15 protein-coding genes and 2 rRNA genes are annotated in these 25647 nt (G+C 42.1%); 7 read left to right on the plus strand and 10 right to left on the minus strand.

Annotated elements, in window-relative coordinates; genetic code table 11:
• Positions 1-120: 120 nt before the first annotated feature.
• From GNIT_RS00165 to GNIT_RS00180, 3 genes are all read left to right on the plus strand, one after another.
• A 23S ribosomal RNA gene (locus tag GNIT_RS00165) occupies positions 121-2999 on the plus strand.
• Positions 3000-3231: 232 nt separating this feature from the next.
• A 5S ribosomal RNA gene (gene rrf / locus GNIT_RS00170) occupies positions 3232-3347 on the plus strand.
• Positions 3348-5089: 1742 nt separating this feature from the next.
• Positions 5090-7402, plus strand: a complete 2313-nt coding sequence (locus tag GNIT_RS00180; protein WP_014107071.1) for a winged helix-turn-helix domain-containing protein — start codon at positions 5090-5092, stop codon at positions 7400-7402.
• Here GNIT_RS00180 and GNIT_RS00185 read toward each other — a convergent pair.
• From GNIT_RS00185 to GNIT_RS00215, 7 genes are all read right to left on the minus strand, one after another.
• Positions 7386-10544, minus strand: coding sequence for an error-prone DNA polymerase (locus GNIT_RS00185; protein ID WP_014107072.1), 3159 nt, complete (start codon positions 10542-10544; stop codon positions 7386-7388). The genes GNIT_RS00180 and GNIT_RS00185 overlap by 17 nt on opposite strands.
• Positions 10510-11997: a Y-family DNA polymerase gene (locus GNIT_RS00190; protein WP_014107073.1), complete on the minus strand. Its 1488-nt coding sequence runs from the start codon at positions 11995-11997 to the stop codon at positions 10510-10512. The genes GNIT_RS00185 and GNIT_RS00190 overlap by 35 nt, the downstream gene beginning before the upstream one ends.
• A gap of 15 nt (positions 11998-12012) precedes the next feature.
• Positions 12013-12705: a translesion DNA synthesis-associated protein ImuA gene (imuA, locus tag GNIT_RS00195; protein ID WP_014107074.1), complete on the minus strand. Its 693-nt coding sequence runs from the start codon at positions 12703-12705 to the stop codon at positions 12013-12015.
• Positions 12706-12963: 258 nt separating this feature from the next.
• Positions 12964-14373: a YdgA family protein gene (locus tag GNIT_RS00200; RefSeq protein WP_014107075.1), complete on the minus strand. Its 1410-nt coding sequence runs from the start codon at positions 14371-14373 to the stop codon at positions 12964-12966.
• 199 nt (positions 14374-14572) lie between these two features.
• Positions 14573-16381 (minus strand): DUF885 domain-containing protein, encoded by a 1809-nt coding sequence (locus tag GNIT_RS00205; RefSeq protein WP_014107076.1) that lies wholly within the window; start codon positions 16379-16381, stop codon positions 14573-14575.
• 105 nt (positions 16382-16486) lie between these two features.
• On the minus strand, positions 16487-17608 hold the full coding sequence (locus GNIT_RS00210) for an MBL fold metallo-hydrolase (protein WP_014107077.1): 1122 nt from the start codon (positions 17606-17608) through the stop codon (positions 16487-16489).
• A gap of 20 nt (positions 17609-17628) precedes the next feature.
• The gene (locus GNIT_RS00215) at positions 17629-18204 is read right to left on the minus strand and encodes a TetR/AcrR family transcriptional regulator (protein WP_014107078.1); all 576 of its coding nucleotides are present in this window, start codon (positions 18202-18204) and stop codon (positions 17629-17631) included.
• A 439-nt stretch (positions 18205-18643) separates the two neighbouring features.
• On the opposite strand from GNIT_RS00215, the gene GNIT_RS00220 reads away from it, so the two are divergent.
• A complete protein-coding gene (locus tag GNIT_RS00220) occupies positions 18644-20311 on the plus strand; it encodes a M28 family peptidase (protein WP_041246514.1) in 1668 nt (555 codons plus the stop codon).
• 194 nt (positions 20312-20505) lie between these two features.
• Entirely contained in the window at positions 20506-21579 is a 1074-nt protein-coding gene (locus GNIT_RS00225) for a CDP-glycerol glycerophosphotransferase family protein (protein ID WP_014107081.1), read from the plus strand.
• A gap of 76 nt (positions 21580-21655) precedes the next feature.
• On the opposite strand, the gene GNIT_RS00230 is transcribed toward GNIT_RS00225, so the two are convergent.
• The 3 genes from GNIT_RS00230 to coaBC form a co-directional block, all read right to left on the minus strand.
• The gene (locus GNIT_RS00230) at positions 21656-22048 is read right to left on the minus strand and encodes an FAD synthase family protein (protein WP_041246241.1); all 393 of its coding nucleotides are present in this window, start codon (positions 22046-22048) and stop codon (positions 21656-21658) included.
• An 83-nt stretch (positions 22049-22131) separates the two neighbouring features.
• Positions 22132-22725: a nucleoid occlusion factor SlmA gene (slmA, locus tag GNIT_RS00235; RefSeq protein WP_014107084.1), complete on the minus strand. Its 594-nt coding sequence runs from the start codon at positions 22723-22725 to the stop codon at positions 22132-22134.
• An 8-nt stretch (positions 22726-22733) separates the two neighbouring features.
• Positions 22734-23999, minus strand: a complete 1266-nt coding sequence (gene coaBC / locus GNIT_RS00240; RefSeq protein WP_014107085.1) for a bifunctional phosphopantothenoylcysteine decarboxylase/phosphopantothenate--cysteine ligase CoaBC — start codon at positions 23997-23999, stop codon at positions 22734-22736.
• A 93-nt stretch (positions 24000-24092) separates the two neighbouring features.
• On the opposite strand from coaBC, the gene radC reads away from it, so the two are divergent.
• A complete protein-coding gene (gene radC, locus GNIT_RS00245; protein ID WP_014107086.1) occupies positions 24093-24767 on the plus strand; it encodes a RadC family protein in 675 nt (224 codons plus the stop codon).
• 31 nt (positions 24768-24798) lie between these two features.
• Positions 24799-25545, plus strand: coding sequence for a glycosyltransferase family 25 protein (locus tag GNIT_RS00250; protein WP_014107087.1), 747 nt, complete (start codon positions 24799-24801; stop codon positions 25543-25545).
• Positions 25546-25647: the final 102 nt, after the last annotated feature.

Consider the following 25647-nt stretch of genomic DNA (forward strand, 5'->3'; position numbering starts at 1 on the left):
AGCAGATTACGAGCAATCGTTAAGCTGCACCACAGTTGCCGATTAAAAAGGCGGTGGCTGATAAAATGCGCATGTTTTCATTCTTGGCGGGGTGAATACGTACGCTATTTTGGGTTGTATGGTTAAGTGACTAAGCGTATACGGTGGATGCCTAGGCAGTTAGAGGCGATGAAGGACGTGTAAGTCTGCGAAAAGCTGTGGTGAGCTGACAAAAAGCATTTGAGCCACAGATGTCCGAATGGGGAAACCCACCGCTTCGGCGGTATCGTTAGGTGAATTCATAGCCTAACGAAGCAAACGAGGGGAACTGAAACATCTAAGTACCCTTAGGAAAAGAAATCAACCGAGATTCCCCAAGTAGCGGCGAGCGAACGGGGAGCAGCCGAGTAATTATGAGGTAGTGGAATGTGTTGGAAAGCACAGCGATACAGGGTGATAGCCCCGTACACGAAGCCTCATAGTTGCCATATTAAGTAGGTCGGGACACGTGTTATCCTGACTGAAGATGGGGGGACCATCCTCCAAGGCTAAATACTCCTAACTGACCGATAGTGAACTAGTACCGTGAGGGAAAGGCGAAAAGAACCCCTGTGAGGGGAGTGAAATAGAACCTGAAACCGTATACGTACAAGCAGTGAGAGCCCACTTGTAGGGTGATTGCGTACCTTTTGTATAATGGGTCAGCGACTTATATTTAGTAGCAAGGTTAACCGAATAGGGGAGCCGTAGCGAAAGCGAGTGTTAACTGCGCGTTTAGTTGCTAGGTATAGACCCGAAACCCGGTGATCTAGCCATGGGCAGGTTGAAGGTTGAGTAACATCAACTGGAGGACCGAACCGACTAACGTTGAAAAGTTAGCGGATGACTTGTGGCTGGGGGTGAAAGGCCAATCAAACCGGGAGATAGCTGGTTCTCCCCGAAATCTATTTAGGTAGAGCCTCGGACGAATTCCATTGGGGGTAGAGCACTGTTAAGGCTAGGGGGTCATCCCGACTTACCAACCCTTTGCAAACTCCGAATACCGATGAGAACTATCCGGGAGACACACGGCGGGTGCTAACGTCCGTCGTGAAGAGGGAAACAACCCAGACCGCCAGCTAAGGTCCCAAAATATTGCTAAGTGGGAAACGAAGTGGGAAGGCTAAGACAGCTAGGAGGTTGGCTTAGAAGCAGCCATCCTTTAAAGAAAGCGTAATAGCTCACTAGTCGAGTCGGCCTGCGCGGAAGATGTAACGGGGCTAAGCAATATACCGAAGCTGCGGATTTGAACTTAGGTTCAAGTGGTAGGGGAGCGTTGTGTAAGTGGCTGAAGGTGAATCGAGAGGTTTGCTGGACATATCACAAGTGCGAATGCTGACATGAGTAACGATAAGGGGAGTGAAAAACTTCCCCGCCGGAAGACCAAGGTTTCCTGTCCCATGCTAATCAGGGCAGGGTAAGTCGGCCCCTAAGGCGAGGCAGAAATGCGTAGTCGATGGGAAACGGATTAATATTTCCGTACTTGGTATATCAGTGAAGGGGGGACGGAGAAGGTTATGCTAGCTTGGCGTTGGTAGTCCAAGTGAAAGTGCGTAGGGTTGAATTTTAGGAAAATCCGGAATTCTACATGCCTGAGACACGAGACGAGTCACTAAGGTGACGAAGTAGCAAATACCCTGCTTCCAGGAAAAGCCTCTAAACTTATGATATATCGAACCGTACCCCAAACCGACACAGGTGGTCAGGTAGAGAATACTAAGGCGCTTGAGAGAACTCGGGTGAAGGAACTCGGCAAAATTGTACCGTAACTTCGGGAGAAGGTACGCCCTTATTTGTGATTGCACTTGCTGCATGAGCATCTGAGGGCCGCAGTGACCAGGAGGCTGGGACTGTTTATTAAAAACACAGCACTGTGCTAAATCGAAAGATGACGTATACGGTGTGACACCTGCCCGGTGCCGGAAGGTTAATTGATGGGGTTAGCGCAAGCGAAGCTCTTGATCGAAGCCCCGGTAAACGGCGGCCGTAACTATAACGGTCCTAAGGTAGCGAAATTCCTTGTCGGGTAAGTTCCGACCTGCACGAATGGTGTAACCATGGCCTCGCTGTCTCCACCCGAGACTCAGTGAAATTGAAATTGCAGTGAAGATGCTGTGTACCCGCACCTAGACGGAAAGACCCCGTGAACCTTTACTACAGCTTGGCACTGAACATTGACCCTACATGTGTAGGATAGGTGGGAGGCTTTGAAGCATTGTCGCCAGATGATGTGGAGCCTACCTTGAAATACCACCCTTGTACGTTTGATGTTCTAACATTGCCCCCTGATCGGGGGTGTGGACAGTGTCTGGTGGGTAGTTTGACTGGGGCGGTCTCCTCCCAAAGCGTAACGGAGGAGCACGAAGGTTGGCTAATCCTGGTCGGACATCAGGAGGTTAGTGCAATGGCATAAGCCAGCTTAACTGCGAGACAGACACGTCGAGCAGGTACGAAAGTAGGTCATAGTGATCCGGTGGTTCTGAATGGAAGGGCCATCGCTCAACGGATAAAAGGTACTCCGGGGATAACAGGCTGATACCGCCCAAGAGTTCATATCGACGGCGGTGTTTGGCACCTCGATGTCGGCTCATCACATCCTGGGGCTGAAGTCGGTCCCAAGGGTATGGCTGTTCGCCATTTAAAGTGGTACGCGAGCTGGGTTTAGAACGTCGTGAGACAGTTCGGTCCCTATCTGGTGTGGGCGTTGGATGATTGATGGGAGCTGCTCCTAGTACGAGAGGACCGGAGTGGACGAACCGCTGGTGTTCGGGTTGTCATGCCAATGGCATTGCCCGGTAGCTACGTTCGGAATCGATAACCGCTGAAAGCATCTAAGCGGGAAGCGAGCCCAGAGATGAGTCATCCCAGACAGTTTAACTGTCCTGAAGGGTTGTTGTAGACTACAACGTTGATAGGCAGGGTGTGGAAGCGTCGTAAGGCGTTAAGCTAACCTGTACTAATTGCCCGTGCGGCTTAACCATACAACACCAAAGTAGCGTAAGCGAAAGGGTTGAAGTGTGACAAGTAGCCAAATCAAATAAAGTAAGACAGAGTAGTGACTCTGCGTTGAATAGAGACATTGATTATTAGCTTTCTAAATATGTTAAAACAAAGATTAATGTAATTGTTGTCATCTACCGCCCTGTGGCGAGAGAGACATCAGTTGCGCAGAAGCCATCGCAAAGAGCGCGATGATTCTGCACCAAGCTTATGCCTGACGGCAATAGCGATACGGTACCACCTGAATCCATTTCGAACTCAGAAGTGAAACGTATTAGCGGCAATGGTAGTGTGGGGTTTCCCCATGTGAGAGTAGCACACCGTCAGGCTCCCATTTAAGAACCCGTCCTCGCGACGGGTTTTTTCTTCTAGACACGAGAAAACGCATTGCTTATGGGTGGGTGTCTTATTAGTACGCTTGCATCCTCTCTAAGCTCTAGCATCACATTGAACGCTTATCTCAAGCTTATGAAATCCCTAATTAGACTATTTAGTCTCTCACCGAGATCAATTTCCAGTGACAAGGACATCTTTAGCTCAATTGGACCCTGGTCCACAATAAAGCTATTTTCACTGTGACCATTTACAAACACTTCTGTACTCACTGTTAAAGGCGTCATTTCATCCTTAGAGGGCAATTGATCTGTAGATAAGAGCTGGTATGTGGAAATGATGAAACATGTCGTCAACAGCATTTTAGACAGTTTTTTAGTGTTGGCTATTTTCAGTTCATGATTATTCACGTTAGTCCCTGTTAATAATTCCTGATTGTGCAGATTAGCAAGTTCAATGAACAATAATCAAACAGATATAGTTATAAAATGTTTCAAGGACACTCTTCGGAAACATGTTGAAACATCAAAAAGAGTAACGCTAGATTTCTCATACTTTATGCAATGAGTGCGGAAAGCGTATTCTGAATTATATCGTTGTACCTTTGTTAATTCTCTCTGCCTTTAGATGCTCTATTTCGCCCTTACTAGTTGCGGCTTTATAATTTGAGCATTGAATAAACGATGTGTATTTTGAGCTGTCGTTTAATCCTTAGTTCTTTGACTATTAACTAACACGGTGAAACAAGGTAAGCAATTAACTTGATGTAAGTAAGTACTTACTGGGTTGTTTAACTCATTGTAATAGATTGAAATTTTTAAATAAAATTTAGTTTAAAAAACACACGGTGGCGAAATAAATATAGCAATGATTCGCTAGATTAATATCTTTTTAAAAACAAAAAGTGAACGCCGTAATTATTACTGTGAAAAAGTAACGGAAAAAACTCGTAAATGACTCAAAGATTAATGCGATCTAAGAAAACATATAACGCTCATTTTCAGCAAAAATATGTGCTTTAAAAATCCATCTTGTATTGGGAGAACATGTTTGACCGCTTTATCGCTTTTAGTCATGCGTAACCAGTTGGTATGTCACGAGGTTTTTAAGAAGCTAGGGGTACACTCTAGTAATATTTTTCCATAATGTTGAAGGGAAAAAACTCGACATCCAATCATCCCAATACAAAACGAACAATGAAAATTTCGGTGCTTAAAAAGCATTTTTATACAGGTGAAGTACATTTCACAGCGATTGTATATGTAGCCTCAAGTAGATAAAAAAACCTTTTGTTAGATGAAGAGAATCCATGTCAAAGGCGCCTATTCAATAAACCAAAACAGAACAATTTGAGTTAAAAAAACACCGCATACTGTTCTAAAATTGCCATTAATAGTGACAGTTCAAAGGTTTCTAAATCTGAGAACAGAACGCAAAAACCACAATAGGCAATTTCTATAATACTAAAACTACCGCAAATGCTGGGTTTACAATTTACTGCTTATTTCATCTAATAATCAGAACATAACTTGGAAAAAAGACAATTCGAAAAATGTTTTACAAAAGCCAAACACTTTGAATTTTGTTGCGTAAATAGCTCGATTGATTACATTTTGTGCACAGTCACATCGGTGATATAATCGCGTTGACTACAAAGGTCATTATCTCACGTCGTTTTCTTACCCCATATTAAACAAGCGATGAGTCGCTGTTCACAAAAAGTCATATAGGAAGTCAGGTGCAAGATTCTTTACTACAATATTTTGGTGAGAGTGAGATATTTTTCGACCACTTCATTATCCGAACGCCTTCAGGGGAAGTTTTAAAAGACGGAGAGACAGTAAAACTAGAGCCACAAGTTTTTACCTTTCTTCTTTTGCTTATTCGGCATAAAGAGCACATTGTCAGCAGAGAGGAAATCGTTGGGACCGTTTGGGGAGACAAGAAAGCGAGTGATGACGCTATCCGTGCACTCGTCAAAAAGTTAAGGATCGCATTAGGTGATAATGCACGTGCGCCTAAGTTTCTAAAGACCGTTCCGTTGAAGGGATACTTGTTTATTATGCCGGTCCAGATTGAATTCCATCAACCTGACTGGTGGCGTTCAAAATATGCCATTTATGGTACATCTGTAGCTGCAATCATTTTGATTACATTGTTGGTTCAAGCCCAATTCGGGACATTCCAAAGTTATGTAGAAAAGCCAAAAAGAGAAGTCTTCATTTCTAAGATCACTCAAATGAAAGGGACCGAAGTAAGTCCTTACTTATCAAAAAATAATCACCTTTTATTTTCCCACCGTGGAATAAACGACAAGTTTCTTCATTTATACGTCAAAGAATTGAATTCTTCTGTTTCAAAACGAATAACTTGGGATAACGCTGATTATATAGACGGTATATTTTCCTCTGACGCGAGCCAAGCGATTGTTAAGAAAAGAGTGGAAGATGAGGAATCTCTTTTACTGTTCAGCTTTGATAGTAACTTTAACGTGACAAAGGCCGAACCAATTGAGTTAGACAACGCTCTAATGCTGCAGCGAATTAATGCCATTTCATATTCTCATGATGACAAAAATTTATATCTTTTTGGCGAAACAAAGCCGGATAGCACATCTTCAATTTCGGCCAATGTTTCGATGTCACCAATTGTAAGTTCAGAAAGCAAAGCAGTGTTGGACGATAACGTAAATACAGAATTAGACAGTTCAGGAGACCAAACCTTAAATGGCCCGATTCAATCAGCAAATTTTGGGCTAATACACTACAACATCGAGTCAAAACAATCGCGGGTGCTTTTGTTGCCGGTTCCCTTAGGCGCTAGTGTTGTTGATGCTAAAGAGTCAATTGATGGTAAATTTTTAGCGGTATTAATTCGAAACGATAATCATGCTGATATTCATATTCAAGCAGTAGAGTCTAAAGAAGTTAAATTCGTAAAGCGCGTGCCGGTGCAATCCAATAGCATAGTTTGGGCCCCCGATAGCACATCAATTACCTTTTCTACGCAATCAGGTGAACTGCTAAATCTCAATATCGCAAAACAACGTTTATACCGATGGTCTGGTCTTCCTTTTAACGCAAGTGAAGTGGTCAGCCAATGCGATGAATATTGTTTTGTGGTCAAAGAAAAAGAAGCAGAGTTAACGAACATTGTAGAGCGCCCATTTATCTTTAATGAGTCAGCGTACATTAGTGCAAATCAGTTTTCGTTAACGTCAAGTGATCGTTTCCCGACTTATTTTGATGAAGGAAATGGTATCTACTTTTTATCATTATCGGAAAATGAATTGGCGATAAAAAAATACATCGACGGTAATGGGCTTGAAACTATTTATGAGCTTCCAAAAACCAGTGACATTAAATCTTTTGTGCTAAGTCCCAATGAAAAGCAGTTTGCTGGCGAACTTGATGGCAGAATATTTGTACTCAACTTAAGCATGCGAACGCTTTCATTCTTGAGTTCTGGGACAAGCATTAAGACGAATCCAGTGTGGCTAACCGACGATGTGTTGTCATACCAACAAATCGAAAACGGTAGTTCAGTGATATATGCTCATGATTTCGTTTCTAACAGTGCAACATTATTGGCAAAAGATTTGTTATTTATTAAGCCACTAAATGATACACAGTGGCTGCTGGTTGATGAGCAGTTTAATGCTTACCTGCACAAGCAAGTTAGCACAGAGTCTACACAACTTGGGCGCATTTCTAACTTACCGTTCTTTTCGCCAGATATGCTTGCTGAAAATATCTCATTTGCCCAGCTTGATTCGGTGAATAGCAGCGGCTTCAAACTTATAAATAATGCTTTGTATTTTGTCAGTAGTAGTGACGGTATTTATCTCCTACATCAGGTTGCGCTGGAAACAGGTAAGCGTGAAAGTCGTAACTTAGGTTTGCAGGCGGTACTAGCGCAATTTGATATTCATCCAGATATGCAAAAAATGCTGTTGGTCGAGTCGTCTTTATCGCAAAGTAATCTGTTGAAAGTAGACGGACTTACTCTTACAACGCGCCAAATTAATCAGGTGGTTACCGAAACTCCCTAGATTTAGTATCTAATTTTGAAAGCAGATGAGTTTGGTCAATAAGCCTGCCTGCAATAATATGCACAACATCACCGTCACCTCTTTCCAAAATACCTTTTATTTGCAGTATTTTAGCGTTCATATAAACCTTCTTTTGTTCTCTCGCAGATGACTGCCAGACGACAACATTAATATTTCCGGTATGGTCTTCTAAGGTAATAAAAGTAACTCCTGCGGCTGTACCTGGACTCTGCTTGCCGGTAACTACACCAATCACGCTTACTAAAGTTTGATGCGGTACATCTCTCAGTGTATTTGCTAAGTAAAATTTGGGAAGCAAGTTTGCTTGACTGAGCAAAGCAATAGGATGTAAATCGATGGAAAGGCCCGTGCTGGCGTAGTCCTCAACTAAATTGTCAAATAACGAAGGTTGTTTCGCGTAATTATCGTTAGCAGAAGTATGTTGGGAAAATAACGGTAATTCCATTACGGAGTCCATTAACTCCCAACGTGCTTGATAGCGATTATCCGCCATACTCGAAAAAGCATTCGCACTCGCTAAAGCTTGCAAACAGGACGATGGCAATCCTAATTGACGTATTTGATCAATGCTTTTATAACCTCCTACAGGTCGATACTTGATGACCGTATTCACTGAGTCTGATTTTAGTCCTTTAATTAAGCGCAAGCCCATTCGAATAGATAATTTGCTCGTACTTACAGGTTCATCGTTAACAGCTGCGTTTGCTATTAAACGCTGTAAGCTGTGGTCATAGCCTGACTTATTCACGCAAAACCCAAGTATTTTCACCTGATGCTGCTTGGCATCCTGAATAATTTGCGAAGGCGAGTAAAACCCCATAGGCAAACTATTAAGTAAGCCAACATAAAAGGCTTCGGGATAATAATGCTTTAACCAAGCTGATACGTAAGCAAGTACAGCAAATGAGGCTGAGTGTGACTCTGGAAATCCATATTCGCCAAAACCACAAATTTGCTCAAAAAGGCGCATAGCATAGTCGTGACTATATCCTCTTTGAGTCATGCCGTCGGTTAGCTTCTGTTTAAATTTATATAGGTCGCCATTCTTTTTCCAACTGGCCATAGCTCTTCTTAGCCCATCGGCTTCACCGCCAGTAAATCCGGCAGCAACCATGGCTAACTGAATAACTTGCTCTTGAAAAATAGGTACGCCCATTGTGCGTTCGAGCACGCTTTGGACTTCCGGCGAGGGATATTCAACTTGTTCTTTTCCATCTCGACGTAACAAATAAGGATGCACCATGTCGCCTTGAATAGGGCCAGGGCGAACAATGGCTATTTGTACTACTAAATCATAATATTTTTTGGGTTTTAAGCGCGGCAACATACTCATTTGTGCGCGCGATTCAATTTGAAAAACACCGACGGTATCTGCCTTCTGAATTTGTTTAAACACCTGAGGGTCATCAGGCAGGGCGGTAATAAAGGGAATAGTGTAGTCGTGCTGATAATGCTGCTTTATTAAATCAAAGCTTTTGCGGATAGCGGTTAGCATACCTAAAGCTAGCACATCTACTTTTAATAATTTGAGGGTTTCTAAATCATCTTTGTCCCATTGAATGACGGTACGATCCTGCATCGATGCGTTTTCAATCGGCACCATTTCATAAAGCGGTCCTGCTGAAATGACAAAGCCACCGACGTGCTGCGACAAATGCCTTGGAAAACCGATGAGCTGTTCTACTAGGTGAATAAAGTGTTTGCCGTTTTGTGAATCAGGGTCGATACCCAGTTCGGTCAATTGAGACTGCCAGCTTAGATCCCGATCACGACGATTAACGTTCTTGATGAAATAATCAAGGTCGGTAGCATTCACGCCTATGACCTTACCTACTTCACGCAACGCACTTTTAAAGCGATAGCATACAACGGTTGCTGCAATGGCCGTGCGCTCGCGACCGTATTTCGAATAGATATATTGAATGATTTCTTCACGCCGCTCGTGTTCAAAATCGACATCAATATCGGGCGGCTCATTTCGCTCTTTAGAAATAAAGCGCTCGAACAGCACGCTAATTTGGCGCGGATCTACAGCCGTAATTTCTAAGCAATAACACACAATAGAATTAGCTGCCGACCCCCGTCCTTGATAAAGAATATTTTTTGCCTTAGCAAATTGAACCACATCATAGATGGTTAAGAAAAAATACTCATAGGCTTGTTCGTGAATGAGTTTTAGTTCTTTTTCTATGGTAGCGCGAATGCTTTCACTAACGCCGTTTAAAAAGCGTTTTTGAATACCTTGTTCAACTAATACGCGTAAATACTCCGATGGTGTATATTTGGCTGGCAGTATCTCTGCAGGGTATTGATAGGACAGTTCAGATAAATCGAAAGTGCATAGCTTGGCAACCGATACCGAATTTTCGAGCCATTCTTGAGGATATAAATTAGCCAGTTTATTCAGAGGACGCAGGCAAGCTTCTTGATTAGAGAGCGCGTCACGACCTAACTCTTTAATTAATTTACCCTCGCGAATAGCGTGTTGACAGTGTTGTAAAGCTTGCCGATTTGGATCGTGCATGAGTGCGCAAGAGGTGGCGATAATCTCAAAGTGAAATTGCTCGGCGAGTGTTTCGCAATGGCTAATGTATTGATACTCATTAGCGGTTAACCAGCGTTTAATGCCAAGCCATACCCGCCCTACATAATGTTTAGTTAGCCAGCGTGCCCAATCGTGATCTCTGGTTTCATCGCCACTGGGAAGCCAAATACATAAGCAATGTTTAATGGATTTCAAATCCCATTCGCTCAGTTCGTATTCGCCTTTATTTGCGCGTCGTCGTGCATTAGTGATGATCCGGCAACACTCACTATAAGCTGCTTTGTTAGGGCACAGCAGTACAATAGTATTGTCGTTGAAAATAAATTTACTGCCAACGATCATTTTAATTGGCAAGTGATGCTGAGATATTTCAGCATAGGCCCGCACAATACCCGCCATCGAACATTCATCGGTAATAGCGATTGCTTTGTACTGCAAAAAATAAGCTTGGCGCACCATTTCCTGAGGGTGTGACGCCCCATGTAAAAATGAAAAATTGGTTTGGCAAACTAGTTCAGCAAAGCCAACGTGCCGATTCGATTTAGATAAAGTAGCCATGTACAAACCAGTTTTCATCTAAAGTTCTAAATATCCACATTTGCTGGCCTTGGTGACTTTCGGCTAGAAAATAATCACGCTGAACTTCATGATTGTCCCACCAACCTGAAGCGATACGTTCAGGGCCATCAATAATGCTGACCTTTGCATTAAGTGGGATAGGGGCTCTGAGTAAAAAGCCGGGACGATCCAAAAAATGCGGTTTTGTAGCGCTATTGCGGGTTGTATGGATAGCTTTATGAGCCTCATTATCAACAGCTTTAGCTGACAACTGAGTACAACATTCAGGACGATAATCATCGTGATATTGCATCAGCTTCACTTGTTGTTCACCTAGTTTGGCTTTTAAACGTGATAGCAGTGTCATAGCGGCAACGTGCGTCGACTTTTCACTAAAAAAATCACTTTCACAACCGTCGGCTTGCTCTATTTTTTCGCATCGAATAGTAATTCCATAAACCCCTGAGCTTAACGCTAGATGCTCAAAGCGCAGCGCAATAATATCCAACCAATGTGCGCTTTTATAAATAGGCAAAGCACTATTGATCACTTGAGTAATGGGTTCATGTTCGCGTTGAAATAATGTGATATGAATACTTAGCGCTAGACCATTACGCACCAATAGATAAGCCTCTAATGCATCTAGACATTTTCGAATAACAGGCAATAGCCTAGCTGTAAGCTCAACATCATATAGCAGCTCAAGGTAGTGTTCGTAGCGCTGTGGCGGCTGATAGAAACGTAATTTTGCCGCCGATTCGCCACGCAGCTCTGACATAATTTGTAAACTAAATTTAGACACTCTACTGGCGAACGCTGACAGAGGTTGGTCGAATAGGTCGGCAATATTTTTAATGCCAATACGCTGTAGTTTTTCGATATCCTTTTTATCAATATCGGTAAGTAACAACGAGCACTGCTGCAACTGCTGCTGAATTTGTTTTTTGTCATCACCCATATAGCGTTGTTCATGCTTAGCAATGAGCTTGGCGACATTCACTGAATAAGCGCTAGCGTAATAAACATCGTAACCTTGTTTATTGATAACCTCCTGAATAACTTGCCAGTACTGCGTTAAATTTCCGTATAAGCGCAGCATATTTTGCGCGCGTAAAAACAAACCAGAGGGCTCATCAATAACAATGTCAGAGGTAACGAGGTAAAGTTGATTAGCGAGCTCCTGTAGCGCTTGTACTGCTATTGTTTCTTTATACTCACTCACCACTAAGTGGCTGCATATAATACTGGCGCTAGCTAACCCCATTCCTTTCTTTATACCTAGTTTTTGAGCTTGCGCATTTAATTGTAATACTTGGTTCAATTTTGGATGATAAACAATTTGAGCTGCTGTCTCTTGAGTTTTAGCTTGCTTATTGGCAGCGCTGAGCTGTTCGGCATGCGCTTGCTGAATATTGAGCTGTAAATTAGGCAGATATAAATATATCCACAATGAAGAGGTATCAAATTGCATCGTTGTTCTGTTTACTTAATTGTTAGCGTTAAAGGCAACGACATTGTGAGAAAGCTTCGGTTTTGAGCGATAGCGCATAGGTGAACCAAGTTTGGCTTTAAAAGGTACTTTGACGCTGAAAGCAGGTATCGGCCAACCTACTTTTTGCTTATTGACACAAATCGTTACTTTACTACTTTGGCGCTGGATGGACAGCGATAGGCTGACGGGTAGATTGTCAGCTTGTTGTTTTGCATCAGCGAAGAAAAAACTCAAGCAATCGCCTTTTAAAGCCGCCAGTTCTAATTTTTTAGCCTGTATTTGTTGAAGCGCGGGCTGCCAAATAAAAACGGCACTGCAAGCGCCACTTTTTGCACATTGTTCGGCGCTCCAAAGTGCTTGTTCAGGTGTCTCAGCTTGAATAAGTAGTACCTGCTCAAGTTGAATACCTTCTGCTATTAAAAATTCAGCATTGAGTAAGTGTGGTGGTGCAATAAAAGCATATAAACGATTTTCGTGCTGCCTGCTAACTATTGCAGGGATAACCAAACGCAGTTCACCACACCCCATTGTTGAAGTGATGTGTATGAGACCGGACTGTGGAAAGCCACCATTAAGGGCTTCATCAAGCTGTTTATAACCTGTAGCAACACGTTCCTTATGTTGGTCGAGATCCGCTGCAGTCCACACAAGTTGTTTTTTCTGTAAATCATGTAGAAGAGATTTCATAGTCAACCTAATCATAATTAGCTTATCTGTATATGCATACAGTATAAATATTTATGTTTGATGATCAACAAAATGTTTTGCTAGCAGCGCGTGATGCCCGAGTCTGAAATTTAACGATATGATTTTTATAGTGATTTAAAAAATGAAAAAAGGGCAAAAAAATAAAGGGGGCAGTGTTAATTAATTTGCTTGGAAAATTAATTAACACTGCCCCCTTTATTTTTTTGCCCTTTGGTTTCTTGCTTCTTTTCTCTTCTCTTAGAAAGGAAGTGGCATAGGCTTACCATTCAGCATTGCTTGGCCGTCTTGCATAGTGAAGGTCATTTCATATTCGCCATCAGCATTCACTGTGATCATGCCTTGTTGTGCAAACATACCAATCATACCTTCGACTTGCTCGGCAGCGATGGCTTTAATTTCTTCATTCGTCATGCCAGCAGCGTTTGGATCTGCTTGAATTTGGCTAATCACAACCTGTTCGCCAACCCAAAGTGCCATTGCTTTATCCAGTGTTAACTTTGAATCCACAACGGTCTTTGAAGCCCAAAAAGCAGGATCTTCGAGTGGCTCTGGCAAACTGTTAACACCGGTGACTTTTGTCATTATTTTGCCTGAAAAGTTACCGTCCGCAACTTTACCCGACATTTCTGTAAGGTTAAATTCCGGCGAAGCCTGTAATTGAGGTAACAACTTAGTTTCAATTATGTCAGCCATTGCCTGTTCCATTTGTGCAGGATTAGCTGATGCCTCTTGATATGCTTTGAAAAAAGCCCTTTCTAAATTGTTGATTTCAGATTTAACGATCAAATCACGACCAGAAAACGTAGGTGCTTCAATAGATTCAACGGCATAGTTTATATCCATATCCATTAACTTACCGTCTTCACTTTTCTCTGTTTTTACATCAACAATCAGTTTGTCGAGGCTTGCTTTTGTATCTAGCATTGGCATATCAAGACTAATTGAAGTAATCCCAAATTGACTAGTGGAGTTGTAGAAATCACCTTTCATTGCTGCGGTCCAATCGCCTTCGATTGATGATTTGAGACTCATCGATTTCATTTCAAAAGTAACGCCATCAGCACTCACGGTGACTAAATCGGTAGCACCAGCATAAGTTGCACCGCTAGAAGATGCTGTACCTTTACCGTTCCAACCGCTAACAGTAATCGCTTCGTCGCCGCCATCCTGCGCAATGACCGTGAATTTTGGCATTGTATCTTCAAAGCTAAGACCACCAAATAAACTAACTTGACCTGCTACGCTATAAAACCGTTCATCATCAGCATAGCTTAGGTATTCACGCAATACAGACTCGTCAACTTCAGCTTTCCAAGCAGATAAACCTAGGCCTAAACCGTTAAGTGTAAGAAACGGCCCATGTTGCGCTGTTACATTGATATTTGCCGACAACTCTTCGAAATTTTGCATGTCAGAAGGGGCTAAATCTAAGTCAGCAAACATAGCGGGGTCTATTCCAACCTTAACAACGGCAGCACTTGAGAACCAGCTTGTTTCACGACTCTCAATAGTCGCTGTGTAGCCAGGAGCTGTATTTACGTTAGCAATGAAGTTGTCTAAGCCTTCATTGATGCCAGCGCCAGTAAACTTTGGAGCAACGAGCCCAACAACAGCAATTGCAGCTACTGAAATTATAATTTTTTTCATATTACATCCTTGTTAGGAATACTGAAGAGGGTGTAAAACAATGAACTGGGTTAAACAAAGTTCAACCTTACTTAGCTCAATACCTTAAATATCACCCATCGACATGATTAAATTTGGCGCATAGCTTACCTGACTAGCAGAGGCTTTGCGACCATTTTACCTACGATGAAAGTTGGTTTACCCCATCTTAGGTATGATTTTAGTTACCTTTAACGGGTGTGCTTTTTTGCTCGATAAAACGTTGAATATTTTGCTCAAGCACAAACAAAGGAACTGAGCCATGCGCTAATACTGCGTCATGAAATTCACGTACATCAAACTTGTCACCTAAACGCTCTTCCGCCTCTGCACGCAGTTGTTTAATTTTGATTTCGCCAATTTTGTATGACAGGGCTTGTGCCGGCCACGAAATATATCGGTCAATTTCTGTACGCACGTTGTGCTCGGAAAGCGCGGTGTTTTCTAGCATATAATTCAGGGCTTTATCGCGACTCCAGCCAAACATATGCATACCTGTGTCTACGACTAGGCGACAGGCGCGCCACATTTCATAGCTTAAGCGACCAAAATTATCATACGGATCAGTATAAATACCTACCTCTAACCCTAAGTATTCTGAATATAAACCCCAGCCTTCTCCAAAGGCTGAAATATAGGTTGAGCGCCTAACTTCCGGCAATTCGGTCATTTCTGCAGCTAAGGATATTTGTAAATGATGACCAGGAACTGCTTCATGCAGGGTTAAAGCGGGCAGCGCATATAGCGGACGTTTGTCGAGCGCATAGGTGTTTACCCAATAGTAACCTGGTTGGTCGTCACTGCTTGGTGATACGTATCGTCCAGTCGTGTACTTAGGCGCGATGCTTTCAGGCACAGGTGCTACACCATATGGCGTCCGTGGTAGTTTTTTAAATAGCTTGGGCAATTGCGCGTCCATTTTCTTAGCGATGTACGACGCCGTTATGAGTAAATCTTCAGGTGTTTGTGCATAAAAGCGCGGGTCAGTGCGTAAAAACTCAATGAACTGATTAATATTGCCGTCAAACTCTAATTCATCAACAATGGTCTGCATTTCTGCACGGATCCGTGCCACCTCCGACAAACCAAGCTGATGGATTTCCTCAGCGGTCATATCGGTAGTGGTGTAATACTTAATTCGGTTTTGATAAAAAGCTTCACCCGCTGGCCACGTTTTTACCGAAATATCCTGCTTAGCCATTGGAATATAGTCATTTGTTAGAAAGTCGTAAAATTGCTGATAGCTCTCACTAACTTTAGCAATTGCGGCCTCTGCAGCCTGCATGTTTTGAGCTGTTTTTAACTCCTCAGGCATCTTTTCAAAAGCCTGATAAAACGGACTTTCGTCAGGTGTTTGCGCAATAAAGGCGAGCACCGACTCTTCATATCCTCTAAGTACAACTTTGGGTTGAACCTGGCCTACTTGCATACCTTCTTGCATGTAAGCTATTTGTTGCGAAAAATGATCGGGCATTTCGCTTAGCAGCATCATGTAATCTTTAAGTTGTTCCGCATTTTTAATACTGGTATTGCTAGCTTGACGGCCTAAGCCACTATGAAAACCATATTCTGATGTAATTGGTACTCGATACTCTTTAAATTTGTGCATATCGACGTAATTTTGAATACGATATTTTTGCATGAGCAAGGTGATATTTTCAGAATCAGTTAACTGTGCGGTATCTACTTCCTCTAAGGCTGTTAAGAAAGTTTGGTACTGCATGGCTTCGCTATTTAGCGCTGCTATACTGATGTCACTAAGTGCTCTTTTGGGTTTTTGTCCTCTCGACTTTGCCATACCGGGTGAGGTTGATAATTCGTATTGCCAAATATCGTCCAGCAGCTTGATTAATTGAGCCGAAGCTTGGTTTTGTAGCATTTCAGTTTTAGTTGATGCTTGCTCTACTGTTGGCGGCGTTGTTGAACCACAAGCGCCAACAGCCAATGCTACAGATACCGCCAATGCAATCGAATAAAATCGCTTTTTCATAAAACACTCTTGTTTTTTAGTTATTTTTAAGCCTAAAAGACTCTCTCAAATTGATGCTTTAGTGCACAACCCGTGTCGTTAATCCATACTCAGCAAGTACCTATGTCACTGCTCGATGACGATACTTTCACCAATAGACAGTGAAATGAAACTGCCCTCGCTCATCCCTTTCGCTAATTTTTCTTGGGCTAATACCTTGACGGGTTCACCTGGTTCTTCTGCCGTTAAAGGAAAAGTTCCCCAGTGCATTCCAATCGACTTCATAGCATTAACGTCTTCATGAATCTTTACTGCTTCATTAGGATTTATGTGGTACTTCTGCATAAACCATCTTGGTGCATAGCCACCAATCGGAATTAGCGCTAAGTCTACTTTGCCTAAAGTATCACCAATTTGCTTAAACTGAATATCGTTGTAGCCAGTGTCGCCTGCAAACCAAACAGTAAAGTCACCAAAGTTAATTGACCAACTTGCCCATAATGTTTGTAACCTGTCAGATAGCCCCCGCGCTGACCAATGCTGGCTGGGAAGAGCCTGAATTTCAGCCGTCGAAAATGCGTTTTTAACAAGCGCTTTACTCCACCAATCCATCTCTGTTACTTCGTTTGGGTTAACGCCTTCATTGCTTAAGTGCGCTTTTAAGCCTAAAGGAACATAGAATCGAATAGGTGATTCTTGCGAGGCGGAACGCGCGGCTAGCTGCTCAATCGTCTCGTTATCTAAGTGGTCGTAGTGATTGTGACTAATAACCACAATATCTATGTCTGGAAGTTCAGCATAATCCATCGCATGTTTTACATAGCGTTTTGGGCCAGCGAATGACAGCGGTGAAGCACGGTCACTGAATATAGGATCGGTCAATAAAGTGAGTTTATTATGTTGCACTAAAAACATAGAGTGACCTAACCAAGTGACTAAAGGCTGATCACTTTCAGGCGGCATATTACTTTTTGCGTGGAGTCTCTCTACATCGACAGCTTGAATTGGAACTTGGTCTGCTAAAGATGCATGATCCGCCCATTTTTCGTCACTTAAAAATCGCATCTCTAAGAAGTCGAAAAAATTTTTATCGTTATCTTCAACATACAAATTTTTAAAGCCATCGCTAGTGTAATGTCCTTTTTTCGGGCTTTCTTTACTTTTAACACTATTGTTCATTGTATCTGTATTGGCACTCTGACAACCAGATAATGCAACAATTACTAGAAATAACACTGGGTAAATCATTGCGTAACACCCAATCTGTTTCATATTTCTACACTCGACATTAGTTCGCGCATAGCGATAATCACATCGTCTTCACCGCCTTGAAGAATGCTTGATATTGCAAATCCTTGTGTGAAACAAGTGAGCTGCAGTGCGACTGATTCAACGTTAATTTTAGATCGAATTTGCTGATGTTTTTGTGCTCTTTCTAAACAGCCAATGAAACACAGCTGCAGTGCATCATAATAATGGCGTGCAATAGACTGTACTTCTGGATCATTTCTACCGAGCTCGCTAATACAGTTTACTAGCAGGCACCCCTGCTGAGATATAAGTTCGTGATATGCGTTGAAATAATCATAAATAGCTTGAGTGCCAGAGTCTGTCCGAGCAATTAAACTGTCCTGACAAGCCGACAGTTGGTGCTCAATATAGTGCTTAAGTACTGCATGTAAAAAGCTTTGTTTGCTTTTGAACTCTATATAAAACGCACGCCTATTAAACTGTGTTCGCGCAATTATTTCTTCCATCGACGCTTTTGCATACCCTTGCTCTGTGAAAATATCAACGGCATACGTCAGTATTTCGGGTAAATCATATTGAGCTTGCTTCGGCATATTGGGCCTCTGTTGAGCATCGTTTGCTGTGTTTTGTTTTTATCTACACTATTCAAAAGGGCGTTAATTAGGTAATTAAAAACACAAGAACATCCATTCTTTAGTTTTACTCTTACTCTTAGTTTTTATAACAGTCTTTGCAGAAAAAACCAAATTTGTTGATGCTTTTATAGTCACAAGGGACAGCTGTGAGTCTGTTTACAGCATGGAAATGTTACACAATATTTCAAAACCTCCCTTGAACAGCAAATTTGTTTTAACTTGTGATATAACAACGCGGCAACATGGCGTTATTGATGTGTGGATACTCAATATTTACATTCACTAAAGTTAGGTCTCACTAAAAACCTGCATAAAATATCAGCCAATAATTACTACTAACTACTGAGAACCTAAGGTTGTTCTCCCAATGGAAGATTATATGAAGCGCCCTATAAACATGTTAATCAAAACTACATTCGCCGCAGCGGCTAGCGTATTAGTTTTAGGTTGTTCAGCTAACTATCAATCCAAAACTGATGCTGCTAATGCCTCATTTACGGCAGCGCCGAACGTGGAGAATATTAAATCTCATATGCATTTTTTAGCTGATGATTTACTAGAAGGACGTGAAACTGGCTCGCAAGGTCATGAAATTGCGTCTTTGTATATTGCCGGTGAATTTGCTAAGTATGGCTTAATGCCAGCGGGCGACGAAGTTGATGGCAAAACCAGCTATGTGCAGCGCATCAATTTTCGCAAAGGTTTACTCGTTCAAGAGTCTCCTACTTTTTCTGTTGTAGGCCCTAAAGAAAGTTTTGAGTTGTCCTATCCAGATGACTTTTTAAGCAGCCCTGATTTAGTCTCAACACAATCTGATGTAACGGCTCCATTAGTTTTTGTCGGTTACGGTATCGTGGCGCCAAACTTAAATCATGACGACTACGCAGGACTCGACGTTGAAGGTAAAATTGTAGTGGTTTTATCAGGTAAGCCAAAGTCATTCCCTTCAGAGGAAGGTGCGCACGTTGCATCTGGCTCGGAAAAGTCAAAGTATGCAGCGCAGCGTGGAGCAATAGGTTATATAACGCTAACAACGCCTAGCAATGAAAAAGCGAGACCTTATAAAAACTCACTAAATTACATTTACTCACCGCGTATGCGTTGGGTGCAGGATGACGGCGTACCAGCCAATGTAGAACCTGAATTAAAAGCGGGTGCTTATTTGAGTTTACCTGCAGCTGAGAAATTATTTGCACAAGGCCCAACACCTATCGCTGATATTTTTGCGCAATTGGAAAATGATGAATCACCAAAAGGCTTTGATCTACCCATAACGGTTAATCTGAAAAGAGAAACCACGCACGAAGATCTTTCAAGCCCAAATGTCATTGGCATTTTAGAAGGCAGCGACCCTATATTGAAAAATGAATACGTGGTTTTCTCTGCGCATTCTGATCACATTGGTATTGCTAAAACTGTTAAAAAAGACAAGATTAACAATGGTGCAATGGATAATGCGAGTGGTACATCTGTGCTTATGGAAACGGCGCGCATGTTTGCGAATCTGCCTGTAGCTCCAAAGCGCTCTATTATCTTCATCGCAGTCACTGGTGAAGAAAAAGGACTATTGGGCGCTGACTATTATGCACGCAATCCAACTGTGCCGGTGGGCAGCATGGTCGCAAATGTAAACTTAGACATGCCCATCCTTACTTATGAGTTTGCTGACGTTATTGCGTTTGGCGCTAATCACAGTTCAATGAAAGCTTCTGTTGAAGCGGCCGTAAAAAATGTCGGTCTTACTTTAAGTGATGATCCTTGGCCAGAGCAAAACTTGTTCACACGTTCTGACCACTACAGCTTCGTTAAACAGGGAATCCCTGCTGTTTTCTTGGTACCGGGTTTACAATCAAAGGATCCTAATATTGATGGTAGTAAAGTCTTTGGTGAGTTTTTATCGACCAACTACCATAAGCCAGGTGACGATATGAGCCAGCCTTTCAAATGGGAAGCAGCTAACACCTTCACCGAAGTTAACTTTCAAATTGGTTTAGCGCTAGCTAATCAAGCAAAAAAGCCAAGTTGGAATGAAGGTGACTTTTTTGGCGAAACGTTCGCTAAATAATAAGTTGATGAGGTAAAGACCTCACTGCGATTCGTGAATTCCTTGCCAGTGGCTGCACTAGATTGTTGCGCACTGGCAAGTGCAGTTCAGGTATCGGCTTACGCGGTAAGGTTTTTTGGATGAACTAATGTAGTATTTTATGCAGCACTTATATCTGATAGACTCATTTCAATCTTAATATCAACGGCTTGAATATGAAAACCGTTCATTTCGACCTTTTACATCTATATTATCTGCCGCAGTTCTTACCTGTTGCTCAAGTATTGTCTAGCAGAGGCACAAAGGTGCGGTTTGTTATATACGATGGAAATGACGTAGTTGAAATCACTAAAAAGGCCCTCGATGCTGAAGGTTTTGATTATGTTGTTGTCAGCGACGAGAAACAGGCCCTCGAATATTATGTCGGACGCAACCCAAACTGGATTATTTTCGGGAAGTCGCCGTCCAGTAACTATACAGTCTTAAAAGAAACACCCGTAAAAATCGCTTTTATGCAACACGGTATCGGCCCGAAGTCTTGCTACTATTCCTCTAGCGAATTCCCGTTTGATGTTAGGTTCGTTGAAGGCGATACACGTAAGCAAAGACTGCAGGAAATGTTTCCTGATTCAAACTTTGTTGATGTCGGTTATGCTAAATTGGATCCACTATTTAACAATGAGAAAGAGCAAATATCCTTACTATCTTTAGGATTGGATCCAAGTAAAAAAACCTTGCTATACGCTCCCACTTTTTATCCTTCAAGCATTGAGTGTTTTAGTAAAAACTGGCCTCAAGAATTGAGTAATTATAACCTCATTATTAAACCTCACTTTTTCAGTCTAACAAAGTTAAAATATGCTAAACAACGGGCTATTTTGGAGGCTTGGTCAGCTTACGAGAACGTTTATCTTTGTTCTCTCGACTGTTACTCATTATTACCTTTTATGAAAATATCAGATGTTCTTTTGTCCGAGGCTTCATCGACAATATTTGAATTCGCCGCAATAGATAAACCGGTCGTTTGGTGTGATTTCTACCATATAAGATGGAGCTACCGAGGGCTTTTTAAATTCAGGTTTGCAAAGCGTATTGACAAGGATATCAGTTTATTCGAGCAGCTTTGCGATCGAGCGAAGTCACCTAGTGAAGTGTTATCGAAAGTAAATTATTGCTTGGCTAACAAAGATGAAAAGTCAGCATTAAGGGAAGAGATCACACTGTCGATGGCAGGAAAGACAGACGGAAAATGCAGTGAGCGTATCGTCAATTTTCTGTTAGCTGACTGAAAAAATTACTCACGTACTCTAATAGCTGCTAGTTCAACAACGACAGTTTTTGGTAAGAGAGCAAGTAATCTGATACCTAGATATCTTTGATTACTTCAATAATTTCCGTGGTAGAAATAGAGGGCGTTCTGCGCAGGTACTTGACCTCACAAATATCTCGAAACTCTTCAAACTTGCCGGTCCAATCATCACCCATCACCAAAATATCCGCTTGATGTTCAATAATATATTCACGCTTCAAGTCTAAAGATTCTTCTACAAATACCTGATCTACGTACTTAATAGCATGAAGAATATTCATTCTGCTTCGCAATGGATAAACTGGATTACGGCCTTTTTTGCTAAAATTTAGCTGATCAGAAGAAATGCCAACTACTAAACGGTCGCCCATCTCTCTCGAACGTCGCAATATATTTACATGCCCAGAATGAAACACATCGAAAGTACCAAAAGTAATGACCGTTTTCAGCTTCCTGTCCTCTTCAAAATTGAAAGTAAATACTATGCAAACGATACGAATTTAAATGCCGTATTTTTTTGGTAGATGCTAATCTAGTTTACAAGATAGTGATTTTTAATTGCTGACCAATACTCACCAAATTGATGTGTTGGTGTGCGTTGAAACTTTGTACGAACAAATTGATTCACTTTGCCATCAACAAAACAGATCAAGATATTGGCAAGGATCGCTTCATCTACCTCTAATGACTTACCTTCTCGCAGTTTGCGTTCACGCAGTATTTGCTTAAGCTGTGACTCTAAGCGTTCAAACAATTTGGCGATACGATCGCGCAAACGTTCTTGCTCACCCAAAAGTGCATCACCGTTGAGTAAGCGAGAAATACCAGGGTTCTTTTCAGCAAAACCGAGGATAAGGTGCATTATTAATTGGATGCGGGTTGCGGCCTCTTTTTCTTCATCCATAATTTTGTTGATGCGTGAAAAAAGGGTTTCTTCAATGAACTCAATCAAGCCTTCGAACATCCGTGCTTTGCTTGGAAAGTGACGATATAAGGCCGCCTCCGAAACACCCACTTGTTCAGCCAATTTAGCTGTTGTGATCCTCTGACCATGATTATTTTCTAACATTCCTGCTAGAGCTTGCAGGATCTGCGCGCGCCTATTGGGTTTTTTTATTGCGGGCATGATGGTACCTATTTACTTTTCTTATTATTTTGATTGGCTGAATATTCATTATTCAACAGCTTCAGTAACTCAATAGCTAATGCGTATTTACTAGCAGCAGGTAAACTGATGGTATTGTTTTTTGTAATGACCGTGAGTGCATTTCGATCAGAATTAAATCCTAAATCAGATGATGACACATCATTCGCCGCGATCATATTTAATTTTTTGCGCTCAAGTTTGCCCTTAGCGTAGGCTTCGACGTCATGCGTTTCGGCAGCAAAACCAAGTGTAAATGGCGGATTTGAGAGCGCAGCAACCGTTTTTAGAATATCAGGGTTTTGCTCAAATGAAAGCGTTAAGAGGCCCGCTTTCTTTTTCACTTTATGTGTTGGAATGTCCGTAAGTCTGAAATCAGCAACGGCAGCGCAGCCAATGAAAATGTCTTGCGTTTGAATATGCGCCATAACAGCGTCATGCATCTCTTGCGCGCTAATAACTGATATTAACTCGATATTAGCTGGTGGTGAGATACTTACAGGGCCTGAGACGAGTGTTACTTCAGCCCCCATTTTTTGAGCCGCTTCGGCTATTGCGTAACCCATTTTTCCTGAGCTGTGATTTGATATATAGCGAACGGGGTCCAATGCTTCACGGGTTGGACCTGCGGTGATCAATATTTTTTTACCGGCAAATAGACTCGGCGGATGGTTTATTTGCTCATTACTTATTTCTTCATTGTTTGTTTGCCCAGCAAGATAGTTAGCTATAAAGGTAACAATGTCCTCGGGCTCAGACATGCGGCCGTAACCGATGTCGCCACAAGCTTGTTCGCCGCTAGCAGGACCAATTTGCAAAACGCCTCGATGCTGCAATTTCTGCAGGTTTTCCGTGGTTGCCGGTGCAGCCCACATTTGCTGATTCATCGCAGGTGCTATAGCAATCGGTGCTTTGGTGGCTAAGGCCAAGGTGGTAAGCAAATCATCAGCTAGACCGTGAGTCAGTTTCGCCATGATGTTGGCCGTTGCTGGAGCAATGACAAAAATATCAGCCCAACGAGCTAGCTCAATATGACCCATAGCCGCTTCCGCATCTTCGTCTAATAAACTGTTGCTTATTTTGTTTCCGGATACCGCTTGTAAGGCTAACGGACTGACAAACTCCTTCGCTGAGTCAGTCATGACAACTCTAACATTGGCACCTTGAGCAATAAATTTACGCACAAGGTCTGGAGTTTTGTATGCAGCGATGCCGCCACTAATACCAAGTAAAACGTTCTTTTGTTCAAGTTGCATATTTTGCTATAGCGAGTACAACTGTGCGTTGCATTCGTTCATCAAGGGAGTAGATGAACAGTATTGTGACAAAGTTAACCAAGGAAGGGAAATATGAAAATCACTAATTGGCCTCAATTTGAGCGTCCAAGAGAAAAATTACTGCAGTTTGGCGCTCAAACGCTATCCGATGCCGAACTACTTGCTATTGTTCTTCACACCGGAATCAAAGGCAAGAACGCAGTCGAGATTGCGCGTGAAGCCCTTGGAACATATGGCTCTGTGCGGGCTTTAATGAGCGCAAGTAAGACGCAACTCACCGGTACACTTGGTTTTGGCGTGGCAAAATATGCAACCCTAACGGCTTGCTTTGAATTAACCAAACGTTCGCTCGCGGAAAACTTACTCAAGCCTCATAGCTTTACACAGGCCGACGCGGCTTCAAACTATTTATTGGCTGAGTTACGCGATAAACCCCACGAAGTATTTTCGATGTTGCTACTTGATAGTCAACATCAGCTAATCGCCTTTAGACATATGTTTAGGGGCACAATTAATAGTGCAGCTGTTTACCCTAGAGAATTAGTTAAACAAGCCTTAGAGGACAATGCTGCCGCGGTCATCTTAGCGCATAATCACCCCAGTGGTGTGGCAGAACCCAGTCAGGCCGACATACAAATAACCGAAAGAATTAAGCGAGCAATGGAATTAATCGATGTAAGAGTGCTAGATCACTTTGTGATCGGTGACGGAACTGCGGTATCATTCGCGCAACGAGGACTGTTATAGCTATTTATCACACGTGAAAAAATAAACGCACATGAAAAAATGGAAAATTTACCTAATTAATTTGGCGAGGTCTACGGAAAGACTAGCGGCCTGCGCGCGCCAGCTTGATGCTCACGGTCTTCCATATGAACGCATCGAGGCGGTCGATGGCGACGATATGCAGAACTCAACTATAAGTGATGTTTATGACTTTAATAAGTCGTCGTATCACAAGCGTATGACGGAGGGTGAAATTGCGTGTTATTTAAGTCATGTTCAAACTTGGCAAAGAATTGTAGATGAAAAGCTAGATTATGCGGTTATCTTAGAAGACGATATTTTATTACAAGAGGGTATCCAGCAAGGTTTAGACGCTATCGCATTGTTCAACGAACCTTGGGATCTAATTAAGCTCGCCGAAGCACCGATTAAACGTAAGGTTGAGCATTGCATTCCAGTTGCAGACTTTTCGCTAGTGACCTACAACAAGGTACCCATTCGTTCTTGTGCACAAGTTATTAGCTTCGCGGGTGCAAAGAAGTTGTTGGCTAATAGTTCAAAGGTCACTCGGCCCGTTGATGTTGAACTACAGTATTGGTGGAAGTCTGAGCTTTGTGTGTTTGGTTTACAGCCTTACACCGTCGCGCCGGACCACAACCTTTTCAGCGAAATTGATAAAGGTCAAAACCGTAAAAAAGCAAAACAAAGTTTTCCAAAAAAAGTAGTGAGTGGGTTTTACTTTCTTTTTAAAAATAAAAAAGAACTTAAGAAACGACTACATAAACTAAACAAACGATAGCTCTCTTTTCGCTTACCTGAATATAAAAGCGAAAGCGGTCAACAGCGACGGCACTTCAATTTGTAGAAATAATAAGTTGGGCTTGAGGAAATTCCTGAATAC

The organism is Glaciecola nitratireducens FR1064 (assembly GCF_000226565.1).
GTDB lineage: Bacteria > Pseudomonadota > Gammaproteobacteria > Enterobacterales > Alteromonadaceae > Glaciecola > Glaciecola nitratireducens.

What these genes read in the sequence shown, in the direction of transcription:
- GNIT_RS00185 (WP_014107072.1), bottom strand. Translation starts at nt 10,544, where the DNA reads ATGAAAACTGGTTTGTACATGGCTACTTTATCTAAATCGAATCGGCAC.
- GNIT_RS00190 (WP_014107073.1), bottom strand. Translation starts at nt 11,997, where the DNA reads ATGCAATTTGATACCTCTTCATTGTGGATATATTTATATCTGCCTAAT.
- imuA (WP_014107074.1), bottom strand. Translation starts at nt 12,705, where the DNA reads ATGAAATCTCTTCTACATGATTTACAGAAAAAACAACTTGTGTGGACT.
- GNIT_RS00200 (WP_014107075.1), bottom strand. Translation starts at nt 14,373, where the DNA reads ATGAAAAAAATTATAATTTCAGTAGCTGCAATTGCTGTTGTTGGGCTC.
- GNIT_RS00205 (WP_014107076.1), bottom strand. Translation starts at nt 16,381, where the DNA reads ATGAAAAAGCGATTTTATTCGATTGCATTGGCGGTATCTGTAGCATTG.
- GNIT_RS00210 (WP_014107077.1), bottom strand. Translation starts at nt 17,608, where the DNA reads ATGATTTACCCAGTGTTATTTCTAGTAATTGTTGCATTATCTGGTTGT.
- GNIT_RS00215 (WP_014107078.1), bottom strand. Translation starts at nt 18,204, where the DNA reads ATGCCGAAGCAAGCTCAATATGATTTACCCGAAATACTGACGTATGCC.
- GNIT_RS00220 (WP_041246514.1), top strand. Translation starts at nt 18,644, where the DNA reads ATGTTAATCAAAACTACATTCGCCGCAGCGGCTAGCGTATTAGTTTTA.
- GNIT_RS00225 (WP_014107081.1), top strand. Translation starts at nt 20,506, where the DNA reads ATGAAAACCGTTCATTTCGACCTTTTACATCTATATTATCTGCCGCAG.
- slmA (WP_014107084.1), bottom strand. Translation starts at nt 22,725, where the DNA reads ATGCCCGCAATAAAAAAACCCAATAGGCGCGCGCAGATCCTGCAAGCT.
- coaBC (WP_014107085.1), bottom strand. Translation starts at nt 23,999, where the DNA reads ATGCAACTTGAACAAAAGAACGTTTTACTTGGTATTAGTGGCGGCATC.
- radC (WP_014107086.1), top strand. Translation starts at nt 24,093, where the DNA reads ATGAAAATCACTAATTGGCCTCAATTTGAGCGTCCAAGAGAAAAATTA.
- GNIT_RS00250 (WP_014107087.1), top strand. Translation starts at nt 24,799, where the DNA reads ATGAAAAAATGGAAAATTTACCTAATTAATTTGGCGAGGTCTACGGAA.